22 protein-coding genes are annotated in these 17,312 nt (G+C 72.2%); 11 read left to right on the forward strand and 11 right to left on the reverse strand.

The window, feature by feature from the left end; all coding sequences use genetic code 11:
• The first annotated feature begins 43 nt into the window (after positions 1-43).
• Entirely contained in the window at positions 44-706 is a 663-nt protein-coding gene (locus tag EUA93_RS17145) for a potassium channel family protein (RefSeq protein ID WP_129401522.1), read from the forward strand.
• Between the two features lie 37 nt (positions 707-743).
• Positions 744-1,415 (forward strand): potassium channel family protein, encoded by a 672-nt coding sequence (locus EUA93_RS17150; protein ID WP_129401523.1) that lies wholly within the window; start codon positions 744-746, stop codon positions 1,413-1,415.
• Between the two features lies 1 nt (position 1,416).
• Here the strand turns inward: EUA93_RS17150 and EUA93_RS17155 are convergent, their stop codons facing one another.
• Genes EUA93_RS17155 through dut form a run of 4 tightly spaced genes read right to left on the reverse strand, consistent with a single transcriptional unit; the run spans position 1,417 to position 3,656 of the window.
• Positions 1,417-2,178, reverse strand: coding sequence for a DUF3159 domain-containing protein (locus EUA93_RS17155; RefSeq protein ID WP_242497477.1), 762 nt, complete (start codon positions 2,176-2,178; stop codon positions 1,417-1,419).
• Positions 2,175-2,543 (reverse strand): OB-fold nucleic acid binding domain-containing protein, encoded by a 369-nt coding sequence (locus EUA93_RS17160; RefSeq protein WP_129401524.1) that lies wholly within the window; start codon positions 2,541-2,543, stop codon positions 2,175-2,177. Before EUA93_RS17160 ends, EUA93_RS17155 begins: the two co-directional genes overlap by 4 nt.
• Positions 2,544-2,548: 5 nt before the next feature.
• The gene (locus EUA93_RS17165; RefSeq protein WP_129401525.1) at positions 2,549-3,169 is read right to left on the reverse strand and encodes a DUF3710 domain-containing protein; all 621 of its coding nucleotides are present in this window, start codon (positions 3,167-3,169) and stop codon (positions 2,549-2,551) included.
• Positions 3,170-3,197: 28 nt separating this feature from the next.
• Positions 3,198-3,656, reverse strand: a complete 459-nt coding sequence (gene dut, locus EUA93_RS17170; RefSeq protein WP_129401526.1) for a dUTP diphosphatase — start codon at positions 3,654-3,656, stop codon at positions 3,198-3,200.
• A 27-nt stretch (positions 3,657-3,683) separates the two neighbouring features.
• Between dut and EUA93_RS17175 the strand changes: the two genes are divergently transcribed.
• The 3 genes from EUA93_RS17175 (at position 3,684) to EUA93_RS17185 (ending at position 5,526) form a co-directional block, all read left to right on the forward strand.
• Positions 3,684-4,136, forward strand: coding sequence for a DUF3093 domain-containing protein (locus EUA93_RS17175; RefSeq protein ID WP_129401527.1), 453 nt, complete (start codon positions 3,684-3,686; stop codon positions 4,134-4,136).
• Positions 4,137-4,157: 21 nt separating this feature from the next.
• A complete protein-coding gene (locus EUA93_RS17180) occupies positions 4,158-4,490 on the forward strand; it encodes a DUF4235 domain-containing protein (RefSeq protein WP_129401528.1) in 333 nt (110 codons plus the stop codon).
• Positions 4,491-4,848: 358 nt separating this feature from the next.
• Positions 4,849-5,526 (forward strand): helix-turn-helix domain-containing protein, encoded by a 678-nt coding sequence (locus EUA93_RS17185; RefSeq protein ID WP_129401529.1) that lies wholly within the window; start codon positions 4,849-4,851, stop codon positions 5,524-5,526.
• A 69-nt stretch (positions 5,527-5,595) separates the two neighbouring features.
• Here the strand turns inward: EUA93_RS17185 and EUA93_RS17190 are convergent, their stop codons facing one another.
• From EUA93_RS17190 to EUA93_RS17200, 3 genes are all read right to left on the reverse strand, one after another.
• Entirely contained in the window at positions 5,596-5,886 is a 291-nt protein-coding gene (locus EUA93_RS17190; protein WP_056600397.1) for a DUF4193 domain-containing protein, read from the reverse strand.
• A 201-nt stretch (positions 5,887-6,087) separates the two neighbouring features.
• Complete coding sequence (locus tag EUA93_RS17195) at positions 6,088-6,900, reverse strand: inositol monophosphatase family protein (protein WP_242497478.1); 813 nt, start codon at positions 6,898-6,900, stop codon at positions 6,088-6,090.
• Positions 6,897-8,012 (reverse strand): ferrochelatase, encoded by a 1,116-nt coding sequence (locus EUA93_RS17200; RefSeq protein WP_129401530.1) that lies wholly within the window; start codon positions 8,010-8,012, stop codon positions 6,897-6,899. Before EUA93_RS17200 ends, EUA93_RS17195 begins: the two co-directional genes overlap by 4 nt.
• A 43-nt stretch (positions 8,013-8,055) precedes the next feature.
• Between EUA93_RS17200 and EUA93_RS17205 the strand changes: the two genes are divergently transcribed.
• Positions 8,056-9,378 carry a D-arabinono-1,4-lactone oxidase gene (locus EUA93_RS17205; RefSeq protein WP_129401531.1) on the forward strand — a complete coding sequence of 441 codons (1,323 nt, stop codon included), beginning with the start codon at positions 8,056-8,058 and terminating at the stop codon, positions 9,376-9,378.
• Between the two features lie 149 nt (positions 9,379-9,527).
• On the forward strand, positions 9,528-10,814 hold the full coding sequence (locus tag EUA93_RS17210; protein ID WP_129401532.1) for a glycosyl hydrolase family 18 protein: 1,287 nt from the start codon (positions 9,528-9,530) through the stop codon (positions 10,812-10,814).
• 65 nt (positions 10,815-10,879) lie between these two features.
• Here the strand turns inward: EUA93_RS17210 and EUA93_RS17215 are convergent, their stop codons facing one another.
• Entirely contained in the window at positions 10,880-11,515 is a 636-nt protein-coding gene (locus EUA93_RS17215; protein ID WP_129401533.1) for a trimeric intracellular cation channel family protein, read from the reverse strand.
• Positions 11,516-11,653: 138 nt separating this feature from the next.
• Between EUA93_RS17215 and sepH the strand changes: the two genes are divergently transcribed.
• The gene (sepH, locus tag EUA93_RS17220) at positions 11,654-12,688 is read left to right on the forward strand and encodes a septation protein SepH (protein ID WP_129401534.1); all 1,035 of its coding nucleotides are present in this window, start codon (positions 11,654-11,656) and stop codon (positions 12,686-12,688) included.
• Between the two features lie 13 nt (positions 12,689-12,701).
• Positions 12,702-13,535, forward strand: a complete 834-nt coding sequence (locus EUA93_RS17225; protein WP_165355205.1) for an MOSC domain-containing protein — start codon at positions 12,702-12,704, stop codon at positions 13,533-13,535.
• A gap of 3 nt (positions 13,536-13,538) precedes the next feature.
• Here EUA93_RS17225 and EUA93_RS17230 read toward each other — a convergent pair whose 3' ends face one another.
• Positions 13,539-14,354 carry a sulfurtransferase gene (locus tag EUA93_RS17230; protein WP_129401536.1) on the reverse strand — a complete coding sequence of 272 codons (816 nt, stop codon included), beginning with the start codon at positions 14,352-14,354 and terminating at the stop codon, positions 13,539-13,541.
• A 35-nt stretch (positions 14,355-14,389) separates the two neighbouring features.
• On the opposite strand from EUA93_RS17230, the gene EUA93_RS17235 reads away from it, so the two are divergent.
• Together EUA93_RS17235 and EUA93_RS17240 are read left to right on the forward strand one after the other, a co-directional pair.
• Entirely contained in the window at positions 14,390-14,851 is a 462-nt protein-coding gene (locus tag EUA93_RS17235; RefSeq protein WP_129401537.1) for a hypothetical protein, read from the forward strand.
• A gap of 26 nt (positions 14,852-14,877) precedes the next feature.
• Positions 14,878-15,531 (forward strand): thymidine kinase, encoded by a 654-nt coding sequence (locus tag EUA93_RS17240; RefSeq protein ID WP_129401538.1) that lies wholly within the window; start codon positions 14,878-14,880, stop codon positions 15,529-15,531.
• 53 nt (positions 15,532-15,584) lie between these two features.
• Here the strand turns inward: EUA93_RS17240 and EUA93_RS17245 are convergent, their stop codons facing one another.
• Positions 15,585-16,718, reverse strand: a complete 1,134-nt coding sequence (locus EUA93_RS17245) for an alkaline phosphatase family protein (protein WP_129401539.1) — start codon at positions 16,716-16,718, stop codon at positions 15,585-15,587.
• Positions 16,715-17,296, reverse strand: a complete 582-nt coding sequence (locus EUA93_RS17250) for a DUF5998 family protein (RefSeq protein WP_129401540.1) — start codon at positions 17,294-17,296, stop codon at positions 16,715-16,717. Before EUA93_RS17250 ends, EUA93_RS17245 begins: the two co-directional genes overlap by 4 nt.
• Positions 17,297-17,312 lie beyond the last annotated feature (16 nt).

The raw sequence follows: 17,312 nt of genomic DNA on the forward strand, positions 1-17,312 counted from the left end.
AGACCCGGCCACGCCATATTCCACGCTGGGATACGGTTCTGGAGTGCACGTCGTGATCATGGGTTGTGGCCGCGTCGGTTCGACGCTTGCCCGCAGCCTCGAGGACCGCAACCACACCGTGTCGATCATCGACAGCGAGCCCGACTCGTTCCGTCGCCTGGGACCAGAGTTCAACGGCGACAAGATCACCGGCTACGGCTTCGACCAGCAGGTGCTGGAGAAGGCCGGGATCCGGCGGGCCGACGCCTTCGCCGCGGTGTCGAGCGGTGACAACTCCAACATCATCGCGGCGCGCGTCGCGCGCGAGACGTTCGGCCTCCAGCAGGTCGTCGCCCGCATCTACGACCCCGGTCGCGCCGAGGTCTACCAGCGCCTCGGCATCACCACCGTCGCGACGGTCAAGTGGACCTCCGACCAGATCCTGCGGCGCATCCTGCCTGCGGGCGCCGAGCCGGACTTCCGCGACCCGTCCGGCACCATCCGGGTCGACCACGTGCCGATCCCGGAGGCCTGGATCGGCAACCGCACGGTCGAGTTCCAGATGCAGTCGCGCTGCCGGATCGCGTGGATCGACCGGCTCGGGGAGGGCATGCTGCCGACCCGCGAGAGCGTGCTCCAGGAGGGCGACATGCTGCACCTGGTGATGCGTGAGGAGCACGCCGCCCACGCCTACGCCGTGCTCGAGGCCGGCCCCGAAGCCGACTGAACACCCTTCCCCGAACTGAGCCAGGAGCACTGCAGACATGCGCGTCGCCATCGCCGGAGCCGGAGCCGTGGGTCGTTCGATCGCCCGCGAGCTGATCGAGAACGGCCACCAGGTCCTGCTCATCGACAAGAGCCCGTCGTCGATCCGTCCCGAGCGCGTCCCGAACGCCGAGTGGCTGCTCGCGGACTCGTGCGAGCTCTCCTCGCTCGCCGAGGCCCAGCTCGGGAAGTGCGACGTGGTGATCGCCGCGACCGGTGACGACAAGGCCAACCTGGTGACGTCGCTGCTCGCGAAGACCGAGTTCGGGGTGCCCCGAACCGTCGGCCGGGTCAACCACCCGAACAACGAGTGGCTCTTCACCGAGGCCTGGGGCGTCGACGTCAACGTCTCGACCCCGCGCATCATGTCGGCACTGGTCGAGGAGGCCGTCTCCATCGGCGACCTCGTCCGGCTGTTCACCTTCCGCCAGGGCAACGCCAACCTGGTCGAGATCACGCTGTCGCCCGACTCCCCCTACGTCGGTACGCCGGCCGGGCTGGTGCCGTTCCCGGAGAACTGCGCCCTGGTCACGATCCTGCGCGACGGGCAGGTCTACACGCCCGAGGCCGAGCAGCCGCTCGAGTCGGGTGACGAGCTGCTCTTCGTGGTGCCGGCCGAGGTCGAGTCCGCCCTCGAGCACCTGCTCTCGCCCGGGCACCACCCGGGCTGAGTCAGGCCGGGGCGGCGTCCGGTTCGACCGGCGTCCGGTTGCGCGACAGCAGCCACACCATCGCGCCCAGTGCCGCGAGCTGGAGCGGCCAGCCGAGCACGATCTTGAGCACGCCGAGCGCGGCCACGGCCGTGTCGGGGTCCATCCCGCCGTTCCCGCCGGCGATCCAGATCGGCGCCTGGATCGCGACGCGGAGGATGCAGGGCGCCACGAGCAGCCAGGTGAGGCGGCTGCAGAGCCTCACGACCTGCTTGTCGGAGTGCCAGGCCGTCGGGTCGCCGGTGATGCTGCCGACCATGAAGCCCACCAGCGGCCAGCCGATGAGGCACGTGAACGCCAGCACGACGGCGTACCCGCCGTTGTAGAGCAGGCCGGGCAGGAAGTAGGCGAGCGCCTGCTCCTGCTCCGATCCCCCGGACGCAGCGGACCGGTGCACGAAGTACCAGCCGATCCCGATGCCGAAGAGCGCATTGAGGACGAACTGGACGGTCGAGCGCTGGACGAGCCGGATCGCGAGGAGGACCAGGGCGGCGCCGATGCTGACGTAGAGCGCGAGCTGCAGGTCGCGCATCGACAGCCAGGTCGCGGTGAAGAGGATCGTCGGCACGGCCGCCTCGGCCATGCCGCGCCGCCCGCCGAGCGCCTTGGAGAGCTGCTGGCGCACGGCCGCCTCGACCGACTCGGTGCTGGTCACGGCCTGCTGCCCGGTCTGCTGCCCGGTCTGCTGCCCCGTCGCGTCGGCCTGCGCCGCCTCGTCGGTCACGGGCGCAGCTCGTAGCGCGGGTTGAACATCAGGGGTACGTCGCCCTGCCGTCCGATGCAGCCGGTGACCGTGACGTTGCGGCCGGGGTCGACGCCGGTGATGCGCCGGCGGCCGAGCCACACGACGGTGATCTTGCCGGAACCGTCGTCGAGCTCGGCCTCGAGGGCCGGGACCCCACCACGCGGGCGGAGCGTGACGGTGCGCAGGACTCCGCTGACCGTGACCAGCTCGCGCTCGGGGGCGTCGGCGATCGCCAGCGTCTCCCCCTCGATGAACCGGTGGGACTCACGCAGGTCGCGCTGGTTCTGGTCGGAGCTGTCGGCCCACTTGGACAGTGCCTGGCGCAGGCGGCTCTTCTCGGCCACGGGGGTCACCTCACCCGGCGGGCGTCGTCCGGCAGGCGCACGGGCAGGGGCTCGCCGACCGGCATCGCGCCTTCGCCACGGCGTACGACGACCTGCGCGAGCGCGTCCTCCCACTCGGTCGTCTGCTCCGGCTCGAGTGCCGGGCGGCCGAGGAACGAGGCGCGCAGCATCCAGCGGTCACCGTTGATGCCGAGGATCCGGGACGGCTGCACCGCCTCGGTGCCGTCGGGTCGCTTGACCGGCATCTGGCAGACCAGCTCGGTGCCCCATCGGCCCTCGCGCTCGGTGGCCTGGCCGCCTCGGCGGACCATGTCCTCGGCGATCTGCGGGCGCACGTCCGACCAGAGGTCGCCGTTGCGCGGGGCGGCGAACGCCTGGAACTCGAGGGCCCCGTCGGAGCCGGCGAGCATCACCGAGCGGACCTGCCCGCTCTGCTCGTCGACCTGGAGGCGCAGCTCGCGGTCGGCGATCGCGGGGACGAGCACGGAGCCGAGGTCGGCCCGGTCGATGCCGTCGTCCTCGACCTGGGAGAAGTCGAAGGGTCCCGTGGCGGGGTCGGCGGGCTCGACGCTCGTGGCGGCTGCCTCGTCGGTCGGGCTGGCGTCTGCCTTGCGGCGGAACTTCACGTGAGCATCTCCTTGTCAGCGAACCGGGTCATGGGCGCGAACCGGTACCCGTAGAACCGTAGCCCCCGGCACCGCGAACGGACTCCGGCAGCACCCCCACCTCGACGAACCGGGCACGCTCGAAGCGCTGGACGACGAGCTGGGCGATCCGGTCGCCCCGCTTGAGGTCGACGGCCTCCGCCGGGTCGTGGTTGATGAGCATCACCTTGATCTCGCCGCGGTAGCCGGCGTCGACCGTGCCCGGGGTGTTGACGATGGACAGGCCGTGACGGGCGGCGAGGCCCGATCGCGGGTGCACGAGGGCGACGTACCCGTCCGGCAGCGCGATCGAGAGGCCCGTCGGCACGAGTGCCCGCTCGCCGGGCGCGAGGGTGAGGTCGACCGTCGTGTGCAGGTCGGCGCCCGCGTCGCCCGGGTGGGCGTACGACGGCAAGGGGAGGTCGGGGTCGAGGCGGACGACGGCGATGTCGAGGTCGTGGTCGGGCACGAGGACTGAATCTATAGGCTCTGCGCCGTGGACTACGCCGAACGCCTCTCCGTTCCGCTGCGCTGGTGGGTGCAGGGATCGATGATGGTGGCGTCCGTCTGGCTGGCCGTCCTCGTCGCGACGCCCGACAACGAGGTCATCGCCTGGCTCGTGACCGCGCTGGCGTTCGCGGTGATGGTCGTGCTGTTCGTGAGGTACGGCGGCGTCCGGGTGTCCGTCGACCGCTCCACCTTCCACGCGGGACGGGCGCACATCGCGCTCGAGCACGTCGGTTCCGTGACGGCCCTCGACGCGGAGGGTGTACGTCGGCAGGCCGGCGTGGACGCCGACGCCCGGGCGTACCTCCTGCTGCGCCCCTACCTCAAGCGCGGCGTGAAGGTCGAGATCACCGACCCGGCCGACCCGGCGCCGTACTGGCTGGTCAGCTGCCGCCGCCCCGACCTCGTCGTCTCAGCCCTAGAGGCGGCGCGGACGCGCTGACGCGCTGGGTAGGGTGGCTACATGGCCAAGAAGAGCTCCGCGGAGTCGAACAGCAAGATGTACTCGGTGTTGTCGCTGGTCGCCGCCCTCGGCGCAGCAACCGTGGTCAAGAAGGCCCTGAACACCTCGTGGCGTGCCGCGACGGGCAAGAACCCGCCGGCCAACCCCGCCGACCCCGACGTCAGCATCGGCGAGGCCGTCATGTGGGCGACCCTCAGCGGCACCCTGATCGGCGTCGCCCGGATGCTGGCCACCCGCCGCGCCGCGCACTACTACGCCCGCTCCACCGGCCACCTCCCCGGCCAGCTGAAGAAGGACGGCCAGGACGCCTCGAGGGCGCCCGCTCACACCTGAGCGCCCTGCGGCTCCACGCCCACCGCTCTGTCCGGGGACCCGGTCCCCGCACGGCTGGTTCTCGTCCGCTTGCCGATGAGTCTCTGAGCGACTCAAGGCCGAAGTTCGCCGTCGCCCCCGCACACGCCGCCCGCCACTTGCCGATGAGTCTCTGACCGACTCATCGGCAAGCGCGCAGCGGGGCGGGTGCCGGAAGGGTCGGCCGGCCGCCCGATAGCGCCGGATCGTTGGCCATCAATCATCCACAGGTCCTTCTGTGAGGCGTTCGCGAGCCTGGCTGTGGAGGGCGGCCGACGGTCGTCGGTGGGCTGCCTTGTCATGGGTCGTACGACGACCACGACGGGGCAGGAGCAGACAGATGGGCGACGACGACGAGATGGCGGGTGCCGGTGACGGCGGCACGAGCGCCGGGGGCCTCGGACCGGGTCCAAGTCCCGACCCGGCGACGTGGGGCTCGATGGCCAACTGGACCGAGGCCGAGCGGGAGTGCTGGTTCATGGGCCCGTTCGGCGGTGGCATGCCCGGGTTGGTCCGTCGGATCAGACGGATCCTCGACGTGTCCCAGCGGGGGCTGGCTGCGCTCCTCGGCGTCTCACAGTCCGTGGTCGCGAGGTGGGAGACCGGGCGCACCAGCCCACGTGCCAGCGCGGTCGAGAGGCTGCTGGGGATGGCGAAGGTCCGGGCCACGCTGCACGACGAGGAGAGCGGGGAGGAGGTCACGCCGATGCGGGCGGACGGGGCGAGGAAGCACGGCGGCAGCAGGTTCCCGGCGCACACCGACCTCCGGGTCACCGGCTGGTGGATACCGCGCGAGCTGAGATCGATGACGAGTGTCGAGTACTTCTCGAGCAGGGACCGTTCACGGGAGCGGCGCGACCCCGCCATCCACTACCGCACCGGTCGCCGCGCCAAGTGGGTCGAACGGCTCGTCCGGGGCGTCCCGGACGATCACCCGGCCCTCCACCAGCTCGTGGCCGAGGCGGAGCACCTCGACGAGGTCCGCGAGGCACGCAGGCACCCCGAGCGCGCGGCCTAGAGGTGCCGACACGTCACAGCGCCCGCCCTCGAGGAGGACGAGCGCTGTCGCGTTCGAGGTGGTGCAGGCTCAGATGCAGTCGCGGCAGATGAGCTTCTTCTCATCGGCCAGCTGCGACCGGTGGTGCACCAGGAAGCAGCTCATGCACGTGAACTCGTCGTCCTGCCGCGGCATGACCTCCACCGCAAGCTCTTCGTGCGAGAGGTCGGCACCGGGAAGCTCGAACGACTCGGCCGCCTCGGTCTCGTCCTCGTCTACCTTGCCCGAGTTCTTGTCGTGGCGGCGGGCCTTGAGCTCCTCGATGCTCTCCTCGCTCTGGTCCTCCTCGGACTTGCGCGGTGCGTCGTAGTCGGTAGCCATCGAATCCCTCTCCCCATGCTGTGGTCCACCCCCGCCGGATCACGGCGTGGGCACGACCTGTTGTGCTCGTCGTCGGCGCCAGATTGTGCACCATGAACCGGCTCCGTGGTGAGCCGGTCCGCGACGTGTCGCATGAACAGTGGGTGCCGTCTCACTATTCCCTCGACGAGGAGGTGGTTCCGACCACCTGTTCGGGCGGCTTCAGCGGGCGAGGAAGCCCGTCTCCCGGAGCACCTCGACGAAGTCGTCCCACCCGTCCGCGGGAGTGGCGACCACCACGCTCCGGCCGGGCCACTCGTCGAGGTCCATCGTCCCGGGGAACACGTCGAGCCGGCCCCCCGCCTCACGCAGGACGACCGCCGCCGCGGACCAGTCCCAGGGCAGCGGGCCCTCCTCGACGTACGCGTCCCCGGAGCCGTCCGCGACGTGGCAGATGTCCAGCGAGCTCGAGCCGATCCGGCGGATGTCGCGGACCTTCGGGAGCAACGAGGCGAGGCACGACGCCTGGTGGGCGCGCACCTCGGGCCGGTAGCCGAACCCGGTGTGGACCAGTCGCTGCCCGACCGGCGGGCTCGGCCGCACCGAGATCGGCTTGCCGTCCCGGGTCGCGCCGTGCCCGACGGCAGCGGCGTACACCACGTCGACGCCGATGCCGACCACCGCACCGGCGACCAGGGAGCCGTCCAGCTCGGCCGCGACGGAGACCGAGCAGTCACGCAGTCCGTAGAGGTAGTTCACGGTCCCGTCGATCGGGTCCACGATCCACCGGACACCACTGGTGCCCTCGTGGTCGTCGCCCTCCTCGCCGAGGATCGCGTCGTCGGGGCGCACCTCGAGCAGCCGGCTCCGCAGCAGCTCCTCGACCGCCCGGTCGGCGCGGGTCACGACGTCGGTCGCGCTGGACTTGGTGTCCGCGACATCCACGCCTTCGTCCCGCATCCGACGCGCCAGGGTCGCCGCCTCGCGACCGACCGTGAGCGCGACGTCGCGCAGGGCGGCGTAGTCCTCGCTCACGAGTCCGCCCCGCACAGCGCCGGGCGCGCGCCCTTGGGGTTCGGGCAGCAGCCCACTCCGCACCGGTCCGGACCGGCAGGCATCGAGCCCACGGCCGGGCGTTCGGGTGACTCCCCCCGCTCGGCGGCGGCCCGCTCCAGCACCAGCTCACGCACCATCGCCACGAACCTCTCGTCGACCCCGGCCGTCGCGGCGCGGACCGCCTGGATGCCGAGGCGAGACGCGGTCGCCATCGCCTCGGTGTCGAGGTCGTAGATGACCTCCATGTGGTCCGAGACGAACCCGATCGGGACCATCACCACCTGCGCGACGCCGTCGGTCGCGAGCTCCTCGAGGTGGTCGTTCACGTCGGGCTCGAGCCACGGCGTCGACGGCGCGCCCGAGCGGGAGCAGTAGACGAGGTCGTGGCGGTGGGCTCGCCCGGTCGCCTCGCGCACCCGCCGGGCCACCTCGTCGACCGCGCTGCGGTGCTGGGTGACGTACGCCGGACGCGGCTGGCCGGCCGGGTCCTCCGAGCCGCTGGTGTCGTTCATCTCGGTCGGGATCGAGTGGGTCACGAAGACCAGTCGGGCCGCGTCGCCACCGCCCGGCAGCTCGGCCAGCGACGCCAGGACGGCGTCGACCGCCGGCTCGAGGAAGCCCGGGTGGTTGTAGTACTGGCGCAACCGGTCGAGCACCGGCGCCCCCGGCACCTCGGCGACCGCGTCGGCGAGGTTCTCGCGGTACTGCCGGCACGACGACCACGACGAGTACGCCGAGGTGGTGAAGACCGCCGCCCGCCTCACTCCGGCGGCCGTCATCTCGGCGAGCGTGTCGGCGAGGTACGGGTCCCAGTTGCGGTTGCCGAAGTAGACCGGCAGATCGATGCCGTGGTCGGCGAAGTCCTTCTCGAGCGCCGCGATCAGCGCCCGGTTCTGGTCGTTGATCGGGCTCTTGCCGCCGAAGAGGAAGTAGTGCTCCCCCACCTGCGCCAGCCGCTCGCGCGGGATCCCCCTCCCGCGGGTGACGTTCTCGAGGAACGGCACCACGTCGTCGGGCTTCTCGGGGCCTCCGAAGGAGAGGACCAGGAGGGCGTCGTACGGCGACACGTCGGGGAGACCCGCGGAGTTCATGTCGCCAGCGTAGACACGGCACGCGATCCTCTAGCGTGCGGGCATGAGCAGCCCCGTGCACGGCCACCTCTGGCGCAACTGGTCCGGCCTCGAGGAGGCGGTCCCCCGCCACGTCGAGACCCCGACGTCGGTCGAGGCGGTCCTCGACGTCGTACGCCGGACCCGCGAGCGCGGGACGACGGTGAAGATGACCGGGACCGGGCACAGCTTCACCGGGATCGCCGCGCCCGAGCACACGCTGCTGCGCCCTGAAGGGCTCTCCGGGATCCTCGCCGTCGACCGCGAGGCGATGACCGTGACTGCCCGCGCGGGCACCCCGCTCAAGGACCTGAACCTCGCCCTCGAAGGACTGGGGCTGAGCCTGCACAACATGGGCGACATCGCCGAGCAGACCCTCGCCGGTGCGACCTCGACCGGCACCCACGGCACCGGGGGCACGGCCGCCGGGCTCGCCGCCCAGCTGGCCGGGCTCGAGCTGGTCACCGGGACCGGCGAGGTCGTCCGCGCCTCGGCAACCGAGAACCCCGACGTGTTCGAGCTCGCCCGCGTCGGGCTCGGGGCGCTCGGCATCCTCACCAGCCTGACCTTCCACGTCGAGCCGCTCTTCGTCGTCGAGGCCCACGAGCAGCCGATGACGTGGGACGAGGCGCTCGGGTCGTACGACGAGATGGTGGCGGCCGCGCACCACGTCGACATGTACTGGTTCCCCCACACCGACCGGCTGATGGTGAAGCAGAACATACGCACCGACCTCGACCCCGGCGAGCAGGAGCCGCCGTCGGCGCTCGCGGCGTGGTGGGAGGACGACTTCGTCTCGAACACCGTCTTCGGCGGCCTGTGCCGCGTCGGGTCGCGCGCGCCGGGACTCATCCCCCGGATCAACCGGGTCGCCGGCCGCGCGCTCTCGGAGCGCCGCTACAGCGACCTGGCGCACCGCGTCTTCGTGACGCCGCGGCGTGTCCGGTTCCGCGAGATGGAGTACGCGGTCCCGCGCGAGGCCGGCCTCGACGTGCTGCGCGAGTGCCGCCGGGTGATCGACGCGAGCCACTGGCGGATCGCGTTCCCGATCGAGGTTCGCACCGCTCCCGCCGACGACGTCGCGATGTCGACCGCCCACGGTCGCGACAGCTTCTACCTGGCCTTCCACGTGCCGCAGGACACCGACCACACGGCGTACTTCGGAGGTCTCGAACCGATCCTCCGCGAGGCCGGCGGACGTCCCCACTGGGGCAAGGTGCACACGCGCACGGCCGCGGACCTGGCACCGGCGTACGAGCGGTTCGACGACTTCCTGGCGCTGCGCGACCGGCTCGACCCCGACCGGCTCTTCGCCAACGCCTACCTCCGGCGGGTGCTGGGCGACTGACCAGCGACTGACCAGCGACTGAGGCGCGACCGGGCGGCGACGACGGGCGGCGGCCCTTCACGTGGCGGCCGATCCGCAGTACGGTCGAGGTGATTGTTTTGTTACCTCAATGAACTAACTCCGTCTCGGATGCACCCACAGGAGCCCTCATGAGTACCCATGCACCCACCCGTCCCCTGCGCGCGGCGGTCACCGCCGCAGCCGCCACGCTCGCCGTGGCCGCAGGCGTCCTCACCTCGATCGGCGCGCCCTCCCAGGCGGCCGGCACCGACGCTGCGCCCAGCGCCGTGGCCGCCGACCTGCCGGCGCACGTCCTGACCGGCTACTGGCACAACTTCGACAACGGCTCGGGCGTGATGCGGCTGAGCGACGTGCCCGAGCAGTACGACATCGTCGCCGTCGCGTTCGCCGACGCGGTCCCGACCCGGTCCGGCGCGATCGACTTCGCCCTCGACCCGGCGGTGAGCTCTGCACTCGGCGGCTACGACGAGGCCGCCTTCAAGGCCGACATCGCGACCCTGCACGCACAGGGCCGGCAGGTGATCATCTCGGTCGGCGGCCAGAACGGCACCGTCCACCTCGACGACGTCGCGGCCGGCCAGGCCTTCGCGGACTCGACCATCGCCCTGATGGAGGAGTTCGGGTTCGACGGAGTCGACATCGACCTCGAGAACGCGCCGAACCTCGAGCACATGACCGAGGCGCTGCGCGCGATCGACGCCGCGAAGCCCGGCTACACCCTCACCATGGCGCCGGAGACGATCTACGTGCAGCCCGGTGGCTCCTACCTCGCGCTGATCGACCAGGTCGCGGACCTCATCACGGTCGTCAACACGCAGTACTACAACTCCGGCAGCATGATCGGCCGCGACGGCAAGGTCTACAGCTCCGGCACCGTCGACTTCCAGACCGCGCTCGCCGACATCCTCCTCGACGGCCACCTGCGCCCCGACCAGGTCGGGCTCGGCCTGCCCGCGACGTCCCAGGCGGCCGGCAGCGGGTACGTCGCCCCCGCCGTCGTCAACCAGGCACTCGACTGCCTGGCCACCGGCCAGCGCTGCGGCAGCTACACCCCCGCCGACACCTACCCGACGATCCGCGGCGCGATGACCTGGTCGATCAACTGGGACGCCACCAACGGCTACGCGTTCGCCACCACGGTCGGCGGCCACCTGGGCTCGCTGCCCGGCGGCGGTGGGGTCACGAACCCGCCGACGACTCCCCCCACCACGCCCCCGACCACGCCCCCGACGACCGATCCGACCGACCCGCCTGCCGGATGTGAGAGCGTACCGGCCTGGGCGGCGGCGACGGCCTACAACGGCGGCGCGGTCGTGTCATACGCCGGGCACCGCTGGCAGGCCAGGTGGTGGACCCAGGGCGAGGCGCCGAAGGTGCAGGACTGGTACGTCTGGGCCGACCAGGGCGCCTGCTGACGGGGTCGCGACGAGCCCTCCCTTGGCGTTGAGTCTCTCAGCGACTCAACGCCGAGGGGACCAGGTCACACGCTCGCCGGCCCCCTGGGCAGCGGAGCACGCCAGCCACGGACGAGACCGAGCAGCCGCCAACCCAGGCACGTCGAGGCGCCGGCCACGACGACCATGACGAACGGCAGGTCGGCGCGGTCGAGCAGGACGGCCACGGCGGCGCCGGCCAGCGCCGGGGTGGCGTAGAGGACGCCCTCGAAGATGATCGGCACGCGACCGGCCAGCACGTCGCGGATGACGCCTCCGCCGATGCCGGTCACCATGCCCAGCAGTGCTGCGGGCAGCGGGCCGAGGCCGTAGTCGACCGCCTTGAGGGCGCCCGTGACGCAGAAGAGCGCGAGGCCGCACGCGTCGAACAGCGTGACGACCCGCTCGACCCGCCCGATCGCCGGGTGGAGGAAGAACGTGAGCACACCCGCGGTCACCGGGACCAGCAGGTAGCGCCAGTCGGCCAGGGCGGCGGGCGGGGTCGCGCCGATGAGGACGTCGCGGATGAAGCCGCCGCCGAGACCGGTCACGCCGGCCAGCACCGTGGCCGCGAAGAGGTCGAGGTTCTTGCGCACCGCGACGAGCGCCCCGGTGACCGCGAACACGAAGATCCCGACGAGGTCGAGCACCACGAGCGTGGTGGCGTAGTCGGTGTCGAGCACGAGGCGAGGCTAGGCCCTGCGAAGGTCCCCCGGCACACGGCGCGCGTACCGGGACGGCACGGCACGCTGGCGTAGGGTCGTCCGAACGGACAGCACCCTCGTCCGCACCACCAGCACCCAGGCAGGAGCCCGCCGTCCATGGCCAAGCTGACGTTCACCGGACGCAGCGGGGACGGCAAGCGCCTGCTGCTGGTGGACGAGTCGGGCCAGGAGCACACCCTGGTCATCGACACGAAGCTCCGCCGCGCCCTCACCGGCGCTCCCGACACCACCGGCCACCCGAACGGCCAGTTGGAGATCCCGATGGAATCAAGCCTGCGCCCCCGAGACATCCAGACGCGCATCCGCGCGGGTGAGTCACCCGAGGCGGTGGCCCACGCCGCTGGTACGTCGGTCGAGAAGATCATGCCCTTCGCCGCTCCCGTGCTGGCCGAGCGTGCCCACGTCGCCCAGCGGGCCCAGCTCGCGTCCGTGCGCCGCCGCGCCACCGAGTCCGGGGTCCGCACCCTCGGGGAGGCCATCAGCGCCCACCTGCGCTCGCACAACGTCGACCCGAGCACCGTCGAGTGGGACGCGTGGCGGCGCGAGGACGGCCGCTGGACCCTCACCGGCCTGTACGACGTCGCCGGGCGCCTCGGCACCGCGACCTTCTCCCACGACCCGCGCGGCAACTTCGTCACCGTCGACGACGAGGACGCCCGCTGGCTGGTCGGCGACGCCACTCCCGCAGCCGGCTCCGAGACCGGATCCGGGACCGCCTCTGCGAGCGCCGTCGAGCCCGCGCCCGACGACCTCGCCGCGGCCCGGCAGCGCCGCCTGAGCGCCGTCGAGGAGGACGTGCCGCTCGGCGAGGACGCGATCGAGATGGTCGGCGGCGCCGACACCGACACCGACGCCGACTCCGACGCCGACGCCGTGTCCGCCAACGAGACCACGATGGAGCTCACCGGCGCCGACCTGGGCACCGACCTGGGCACCGAGCAGCCGGTCGAGGCCTACCTCGACGCCGACGGCTCCCCGGATGGCGCCCCCTCCACCGACGCCGAGCCCGCCGATGAGCAGGAGCCGGCCGCCGAGGCCCCCGAGCCCCGCCGCCCCGCCAAGAAGCGCGGCCGGGCGTCCGTGCCCAGCTGGGACGAGATCATGTTCGGCGGGGGTCCGAGCGAGCGGTGACGAGCAACGCGAAGTGAGGCTCCTCCAGCTCAACGTCCACCCGCTCAAGTCCGGAGCCATCCGCTCGGTCGACTCGGCCACGGTGCTCCCCCGCGGGCTGGCCGACGACCGGTCGTGGATGCTCGTCGACGCCGACGGCCGGCTGGTCTCCGCCCGTGAGGTCCACGAGACGTTCCGGATCGTCGCGGACACCCCGACGACGGACCCGGGCGTCGCTCGCGACCTGCGGCTGCGCGCACCCGGCCTCGACGACCTCGACCTGGACGTGCCCGGCGGTGACCCGGTCGCCGTACGCCTGCACTCGCAGGACCTCTTCGGCGTGCCGGCTCCGTCGGCCGATGCGTGGCTGGCCGAGGCGCTCGGCCGCGACGACGTACGACTGGTCTGGTGCCACGAGCCCGAGCAGCGGAACCTGCAGCCGGAGTTCTCCCGGCCGGAGGACTTCACCGCCTACGCGGACTCGTTCCCGGTGACGGTCGCGACCCTGGCCTCGCTGCGCCAGCTCAACGACTGGATCGTCGAGCGCGCTCTCGAGGTCGGCGAGGAGCTGCCCGAGCCGCTGCCGATCGAGCGGTTCCGGGCCAACCTCGTCATCGACGGCGACGAGCCCTTCGCCGAGGACCACTGGACCTCGCTCGAGGTCGGCGGCGTGCGGTTCCGCGTGGCCAAGCCGACCAGCCGGTGCGTGATGACCACGGTCAACCTCAAGACGCTGACCACCGCCAAGGAGCCGATCCGCTCGCTGGCCCGCCACCGGCTCGTGGGCGGCAAGACGCTCTTCGCCGCCCACCTGGTCCCGGAGACCCGCGGGCGGATCAGCGTCGGCGACGACGTCTGGGCCGACTGACCCTCAGCCCTCCTCGACCGGTCGGTCGGGGTCGGTGATCCAGCCGCTCCAGCTGCCGGGGTAGAGCGCCGCGTCGATCCCCGCGACCCGGAGCGCGAGGAGGTCGTGGGCCGCGGTGACTCCCGAGCCGCAGTAGGCAGCGACCGAGCCGGCCGTGTCCGCACCGACCCGGCCGTACGTCGCCCGCAGCTCGTCGGCGCTCCGGAACCGGCCGCGGGCGTCGAGGTTGTCGGTGGTCGGCACGTTGACCGCTCCGGGGATGTGCCCGGCCACCGGATCGACGGGCTCGGTGTCGCCGCGGAAGCGCTCCGGCGCCCGGGCGTCGATGAGCACGTCGACGTCGAGGACGTCGGCCGCGTCGACGAGGGTGGTCCTCTTCTCGGCGGAGACGGTGAAGCCACCCGCCTCCGGGGCCGACTCCCCCGTCTCGGTGGCGTGCCCGTCCTCGAGCCAGGCCGTCCAGCCTCCGTCGAGGACCCGGACGTCGGGGTGGCCGTGGTGCCGCAGCAGCCACCACGCCCGCGCGGCCGCCCGACCCTGCCAGTCGTCGTACACCACGACCGGGCGGTCGTCGTCCACGCCGACGCGGCGCATCGCGGCCTCGAAGCCGGCCTCGGCGGGGAGCGGGTGCCGGCCACCCTCGCCGGGTGCGGCTGCCAGGTCGCGGTCGAGGTCGACGTACGCCGCTCCGGGGACGTGGCCCGCGACGAACTGCTCGCGACCGGGCGGTCCGCCCATCTGGTAGCGGACGTCGAGGACCGTGAAGCGGTCCAGGCCGGCTGCCAGGTCGTCGGGACTGATCAGCGGACCGTCTGTCATGGAAACACCCTGCCACGCCGTGGCAGGCTGCGCGCATGGAGTACGACTGGGCCCGGGGCGACGTGATCCAGGCCGACGGTGTCGAGGTCGCGCAGGCCACCCGCTCGTGGTTCCGCGACCAGGCCGAGGTCCGGATCGGGCACGAGGTCTGGACGTACCGCGCCCAGGGCTGGGGCCGCGGCACGGTGGTGGCCGACGCCGACGGGGCGCCTCGGTTCACCGCTCGCCGGTCCGGTCTCTTCACGGCACGCTGGACGCTCGACGTCGGGTCGGAGCTCGCGCTCGTGCAGGCCGGCTGGGCCTCGTCGCGGCTCGACCTCGTCCGGGGCGGCACCTCGATCGCGAGCTGCTGGCGCTCCGGGCTCTTCAACGGCCGGCCGCGGCTCGAGCTGACCCAGGAGCTCGACGTCCCGGTCGTGTGCTTCGTCCTGTGGCTGGCCTATCGCGAGTACAACCGCCAGTCGAGCGACGGCGGCGCGGCCGCCGCGGCGACCTGACCGGTCTGTGACAAGATCGCCGCGACATGGCTGAACTGCACTTCTTCACGGGCACGATGGACTCCGGCAAGTCGACGCTGGCGCTCCAGACCAACCACAACCACGCGGCCCGGGGACGCGTCGGCCGGATCTTCACGACCCACGACCGGGCGGGCGCAGCCGTGCTGTCCAGCCGGCTCGGGCTGACTCACGACGCGCTCGAGGTCGACGCGGACTTCGACTTCTGGAAGTACGTCGTCGACACGCTGACCCGCGGCGGTCGCATCGACTACCTCATCTGCGACGAGGCCCAGTTCTACGCCGCCGAGCAGATCGACCAGCTCGCCAAGGTCGTCGACGAGCTCCAGATCGACGTGTTCGCCTTCGGGATCCTCACCGACTTCCGCACGGCCCTCTTCCCGGGCAGCGCCCGGCTCGTCGAGCTCGCCGACCGGATGAACGTGCTCCAGGTCGAGGCGCTGTGCTGGTGCGGCAAGCGGGCCACCCACAACGCCCGCACCGAGAACGGCGCGATGGTCGTCGAGGGCGAGGTCATCGTCGTCGGTGACGTCGACCAGGCCGACGAGCCGCCCGCCGACGTGGCCTACGAGGTCCTCTGCCGCCAGCACCACCGGCGGCGACTCACGGCGGCCCGCGCCAAGGCCGTCAGCCTCGCTCCGGAGCCCCTGCCCTTCGGCTGAGGCGTGCCCGCTTGCCCGTGAGTCTCCAGGAGACTCATCGGCAAGGGCGCCGGTCAGCCGACCAGGATCGGGATCAGCATCTCGGCCGGGGTGAGCGAGCCGTGGAGCCCGACGAGCGTGTCCTCGTAGGCGAAGTCACGGCTCGACACGACTGCCGAGTCACCGTGGCAGGCGACCATCACGTCGCCGAGGCGCGGCAGCACGCCGGGGTCGACGGTGCCGAACCACCCGGACGAGATCGCGTCCTCCCGGCTCAGCACGGTCGCCCGGGTCCCGAGCACCTCGCGCCAGGTCGCGACGACGTCGGCCACGGCACCGGCCGAGCAGTAGAGGTGCCGGAACCGCGCCTCGCCGCCCAGCAGCGCGACGCCGTCACGCAGACCGTCGGTCTCGTCGACGTCGATCCGGGACTCGCGCGGGCTGTCGACCATCCCGTGGTCGGCGACGACCAGCAGCCGGGTGGCCGCCGGCAGTGCCTCGCGCATCTGCTCGGCCTCGGCGTCGACCATCGCGAGCTGCTGGAGCCACTGGGTCGAGGCCACGCCGAACTTGTGGCCGGTCCAGTCGAGGTCGGAGTCGTAGACGTAGGTCAGCGAGGGGCTGTGGGCCGAGGCGGAGACGGTCGCGGCGATCCGCTCGCCGACCCGGTCGGCCCCGACGTACGTCGCGCCTCGCTGCGAGGCGAGCGTCAGACCGGTGCCGTCGAAGTCGCGCTTGTTGACCGAGGAGACGTGCACCCCGGCGCGCGCGAGGCGGCCGAACGCGGTCGGGTGCGGCTGCCACTCCAGCGGGTCGACGGACTTGTCCCACCACAGGTGGTTGAGCAGCCGGTCGGTGCCGGGGATGCGGGCGGTGAACCCCACCAACCCGTGGGCGCCGGGCGCGAGGCCGGTGCCGAGCGAGGTGAGCGAGGTCGCCGTCGTCGACGGCACCCCCGCGGTCCCGGTGGCGCCACCCTCGAGAAGGGAGGCGAGGTACGGCGCCGAGTGGCTGTAGCGCGACAGCAGCTCGGCGCCCATGCCGTCGACGAGGAAGACGACGTACGACGGGGCCGGCGGGAGCTCGATCCCGACGGGGTGACCTTCGAGGGCCACCCCCAGCGCGCGTCCGACGGAGGGGACGACGTCGGCCAGCGAGCGGTCGCCGTACGCCGGCGGGGTGAACGCTGCCGACGCGGTGTCGCTCATCCCCGGGTGCGCGCGGAGAGCGCCTCGGCGAAGCCGAGCAGCCCGGCGACGGAGTCCGCGCCCTCGGCGGCGGCCGAGACGCGCAGCGTGTAGTCGTCGCCCGCGAGGGTGCCGGTGTAGCCGTGGTCGGCGTCGCAGTTCGGGTCGGAGCACCCGGCCGGCTCGAGGTCGATCCGGCCCACGCCGCCCCACCCGATCGTCAGCACGGCCTCGGCCGGCGGGGCCACGCCCTTCGTCGGGTTGGCGACCATCCGGGTCACGACGACCGTGCGGATCGAGGTCAGCGTGACCGCCTCGGTCGTGGTGGAGGTGTAGGGCTCCGGCAGCAGGTCGTCGCCGGGGTGCTCGTCGGTGTGCGCGATCACCAGGCGCGTCGGGGTGAGGAGCAGTGCCGTCAGGTGCCGGCGCACCTCCTCGTGGTCGAAGGTCGTCTCGTGGTGCACGAAGTACGACAGCACCTCTTCGCCGCCGGCTGCGGAGAAGACGCCGTCGCTGACGACCTCGGGGTAGTAACCGGTGCGCTGGATCGCCTGGCGGAGGTCGTGGGAGACGTCCGCGTCACGGATGGAGCGGGGCATGACGGCAGTCTGTCAC

This window comes from Nocardioides oleivorans (assembly GCF_004137255.1).
Lineage (GTDB): Bacteria > Actinomycetota > Actinomycetes > Propionibacteriales > Nocardioidaceae > Nocardioides > Nocardioides oleivorans.

What these genes read in the sequence shown, in the direction of transcription:
- EUA93_RS17150 (WP_129401523.1), top strand. Translation starts at nt 744, where the DNA reads ATGCGCGTCGCCATCGCCGGAGCCGGAGCCGTGGGTCGTTCGATCGCC.
- EUA93_RS17180 (WP_129401528.1), top strand. Translation starts at nt 4,158, where the DNA reads ATGGCCAAGAAGAGCTCCGCGGAGTCGAACAGCAAGATGTACTCGGTG.
- EUA93_RS17185 (WP_129401529.1), top strand. Translation starts at nt 4,849, where the DNA reads ATGGGCGACGACGACGAGATGGCGGGTGCCGGTGACGGCGGCACGAGC.
- EUA93_RS17190 (WP_056600397.1), bottom strand. Translation starts at nt 5,886, where the DNA reads ATGGCTACCGACTACGACGCACCGCGCAAGTCCGAGGAGGACCAGAGC.
- EUA93_RS17200 (WP_129401530.1), bottom strand. Translation starts at nt 8,012, where the DNA reads ATGAACTCCGCGGGTCTCCCCGACGTGTCGCCGTACGACGCCCTCCTG.
- EUA93_RS17205 (WP_129401531.1), top strand. Translation starts at nt 8,056, where the DNA reads ATGAGCAGCCCCGTGCACGGCCACCTCTGGCGCAACTGGTCCGGCCTC.
- EUA93_RS17210 (WP_129401532.1), top strand. Translation starts at nt 9,528, where the DNA reads ATGAGTACCCATGCACCCACCCGTCCCCTGCGCGCGGCGGTCACCGCC.
- sepH (WP_129401534.1), top strand. Translation starts at nt 11,654, where the DNA reads ATGGCCAAGCTGACGTTCACCGGACGCAGCGGGGACGGCAAGCGCCTG.
- EUA93_RS17230 (WP_129401536.1), bottom strand. Translation starts at nt 14,354, where the DNA reads ATGACAGACGGTCCGCTGATCAGTCCCGACGACCTGGCAGCCGGCCTG.
- EUA93_RS17235 (WP_129401537.1), top strand. Translation starts at nt 14,390, where the DNA reads ATGGAGTACGACTGGGCCCGGGGCGACGTGATCCAGGCCGACGGTGTC.
- EUA93_RS17240 (WP_129401538.1), top strand. Translation starts at nt 14,878, where the DNA reads ATGGCTGAACTGCACTTCTTCACGGGCACGATGGACTCCGGCAAGTCG.
- EUA93_RS17245 (WP_129401539.1), bottom strand. Translation starts at nt 16,718, where the DNA reads ATGAGCGACACCGCGTCGGCAGCGTTCACCCCGCCGGCGTACGGCGAC.
- EUA93_RS17250 (WP_129401540.1), bottom strand. Translation starts at nt 17,296, where the DNA reads ATGCCCCGCTCCATCCGTGACGCGGACGTCTCCCACGACCTCCGCCAG.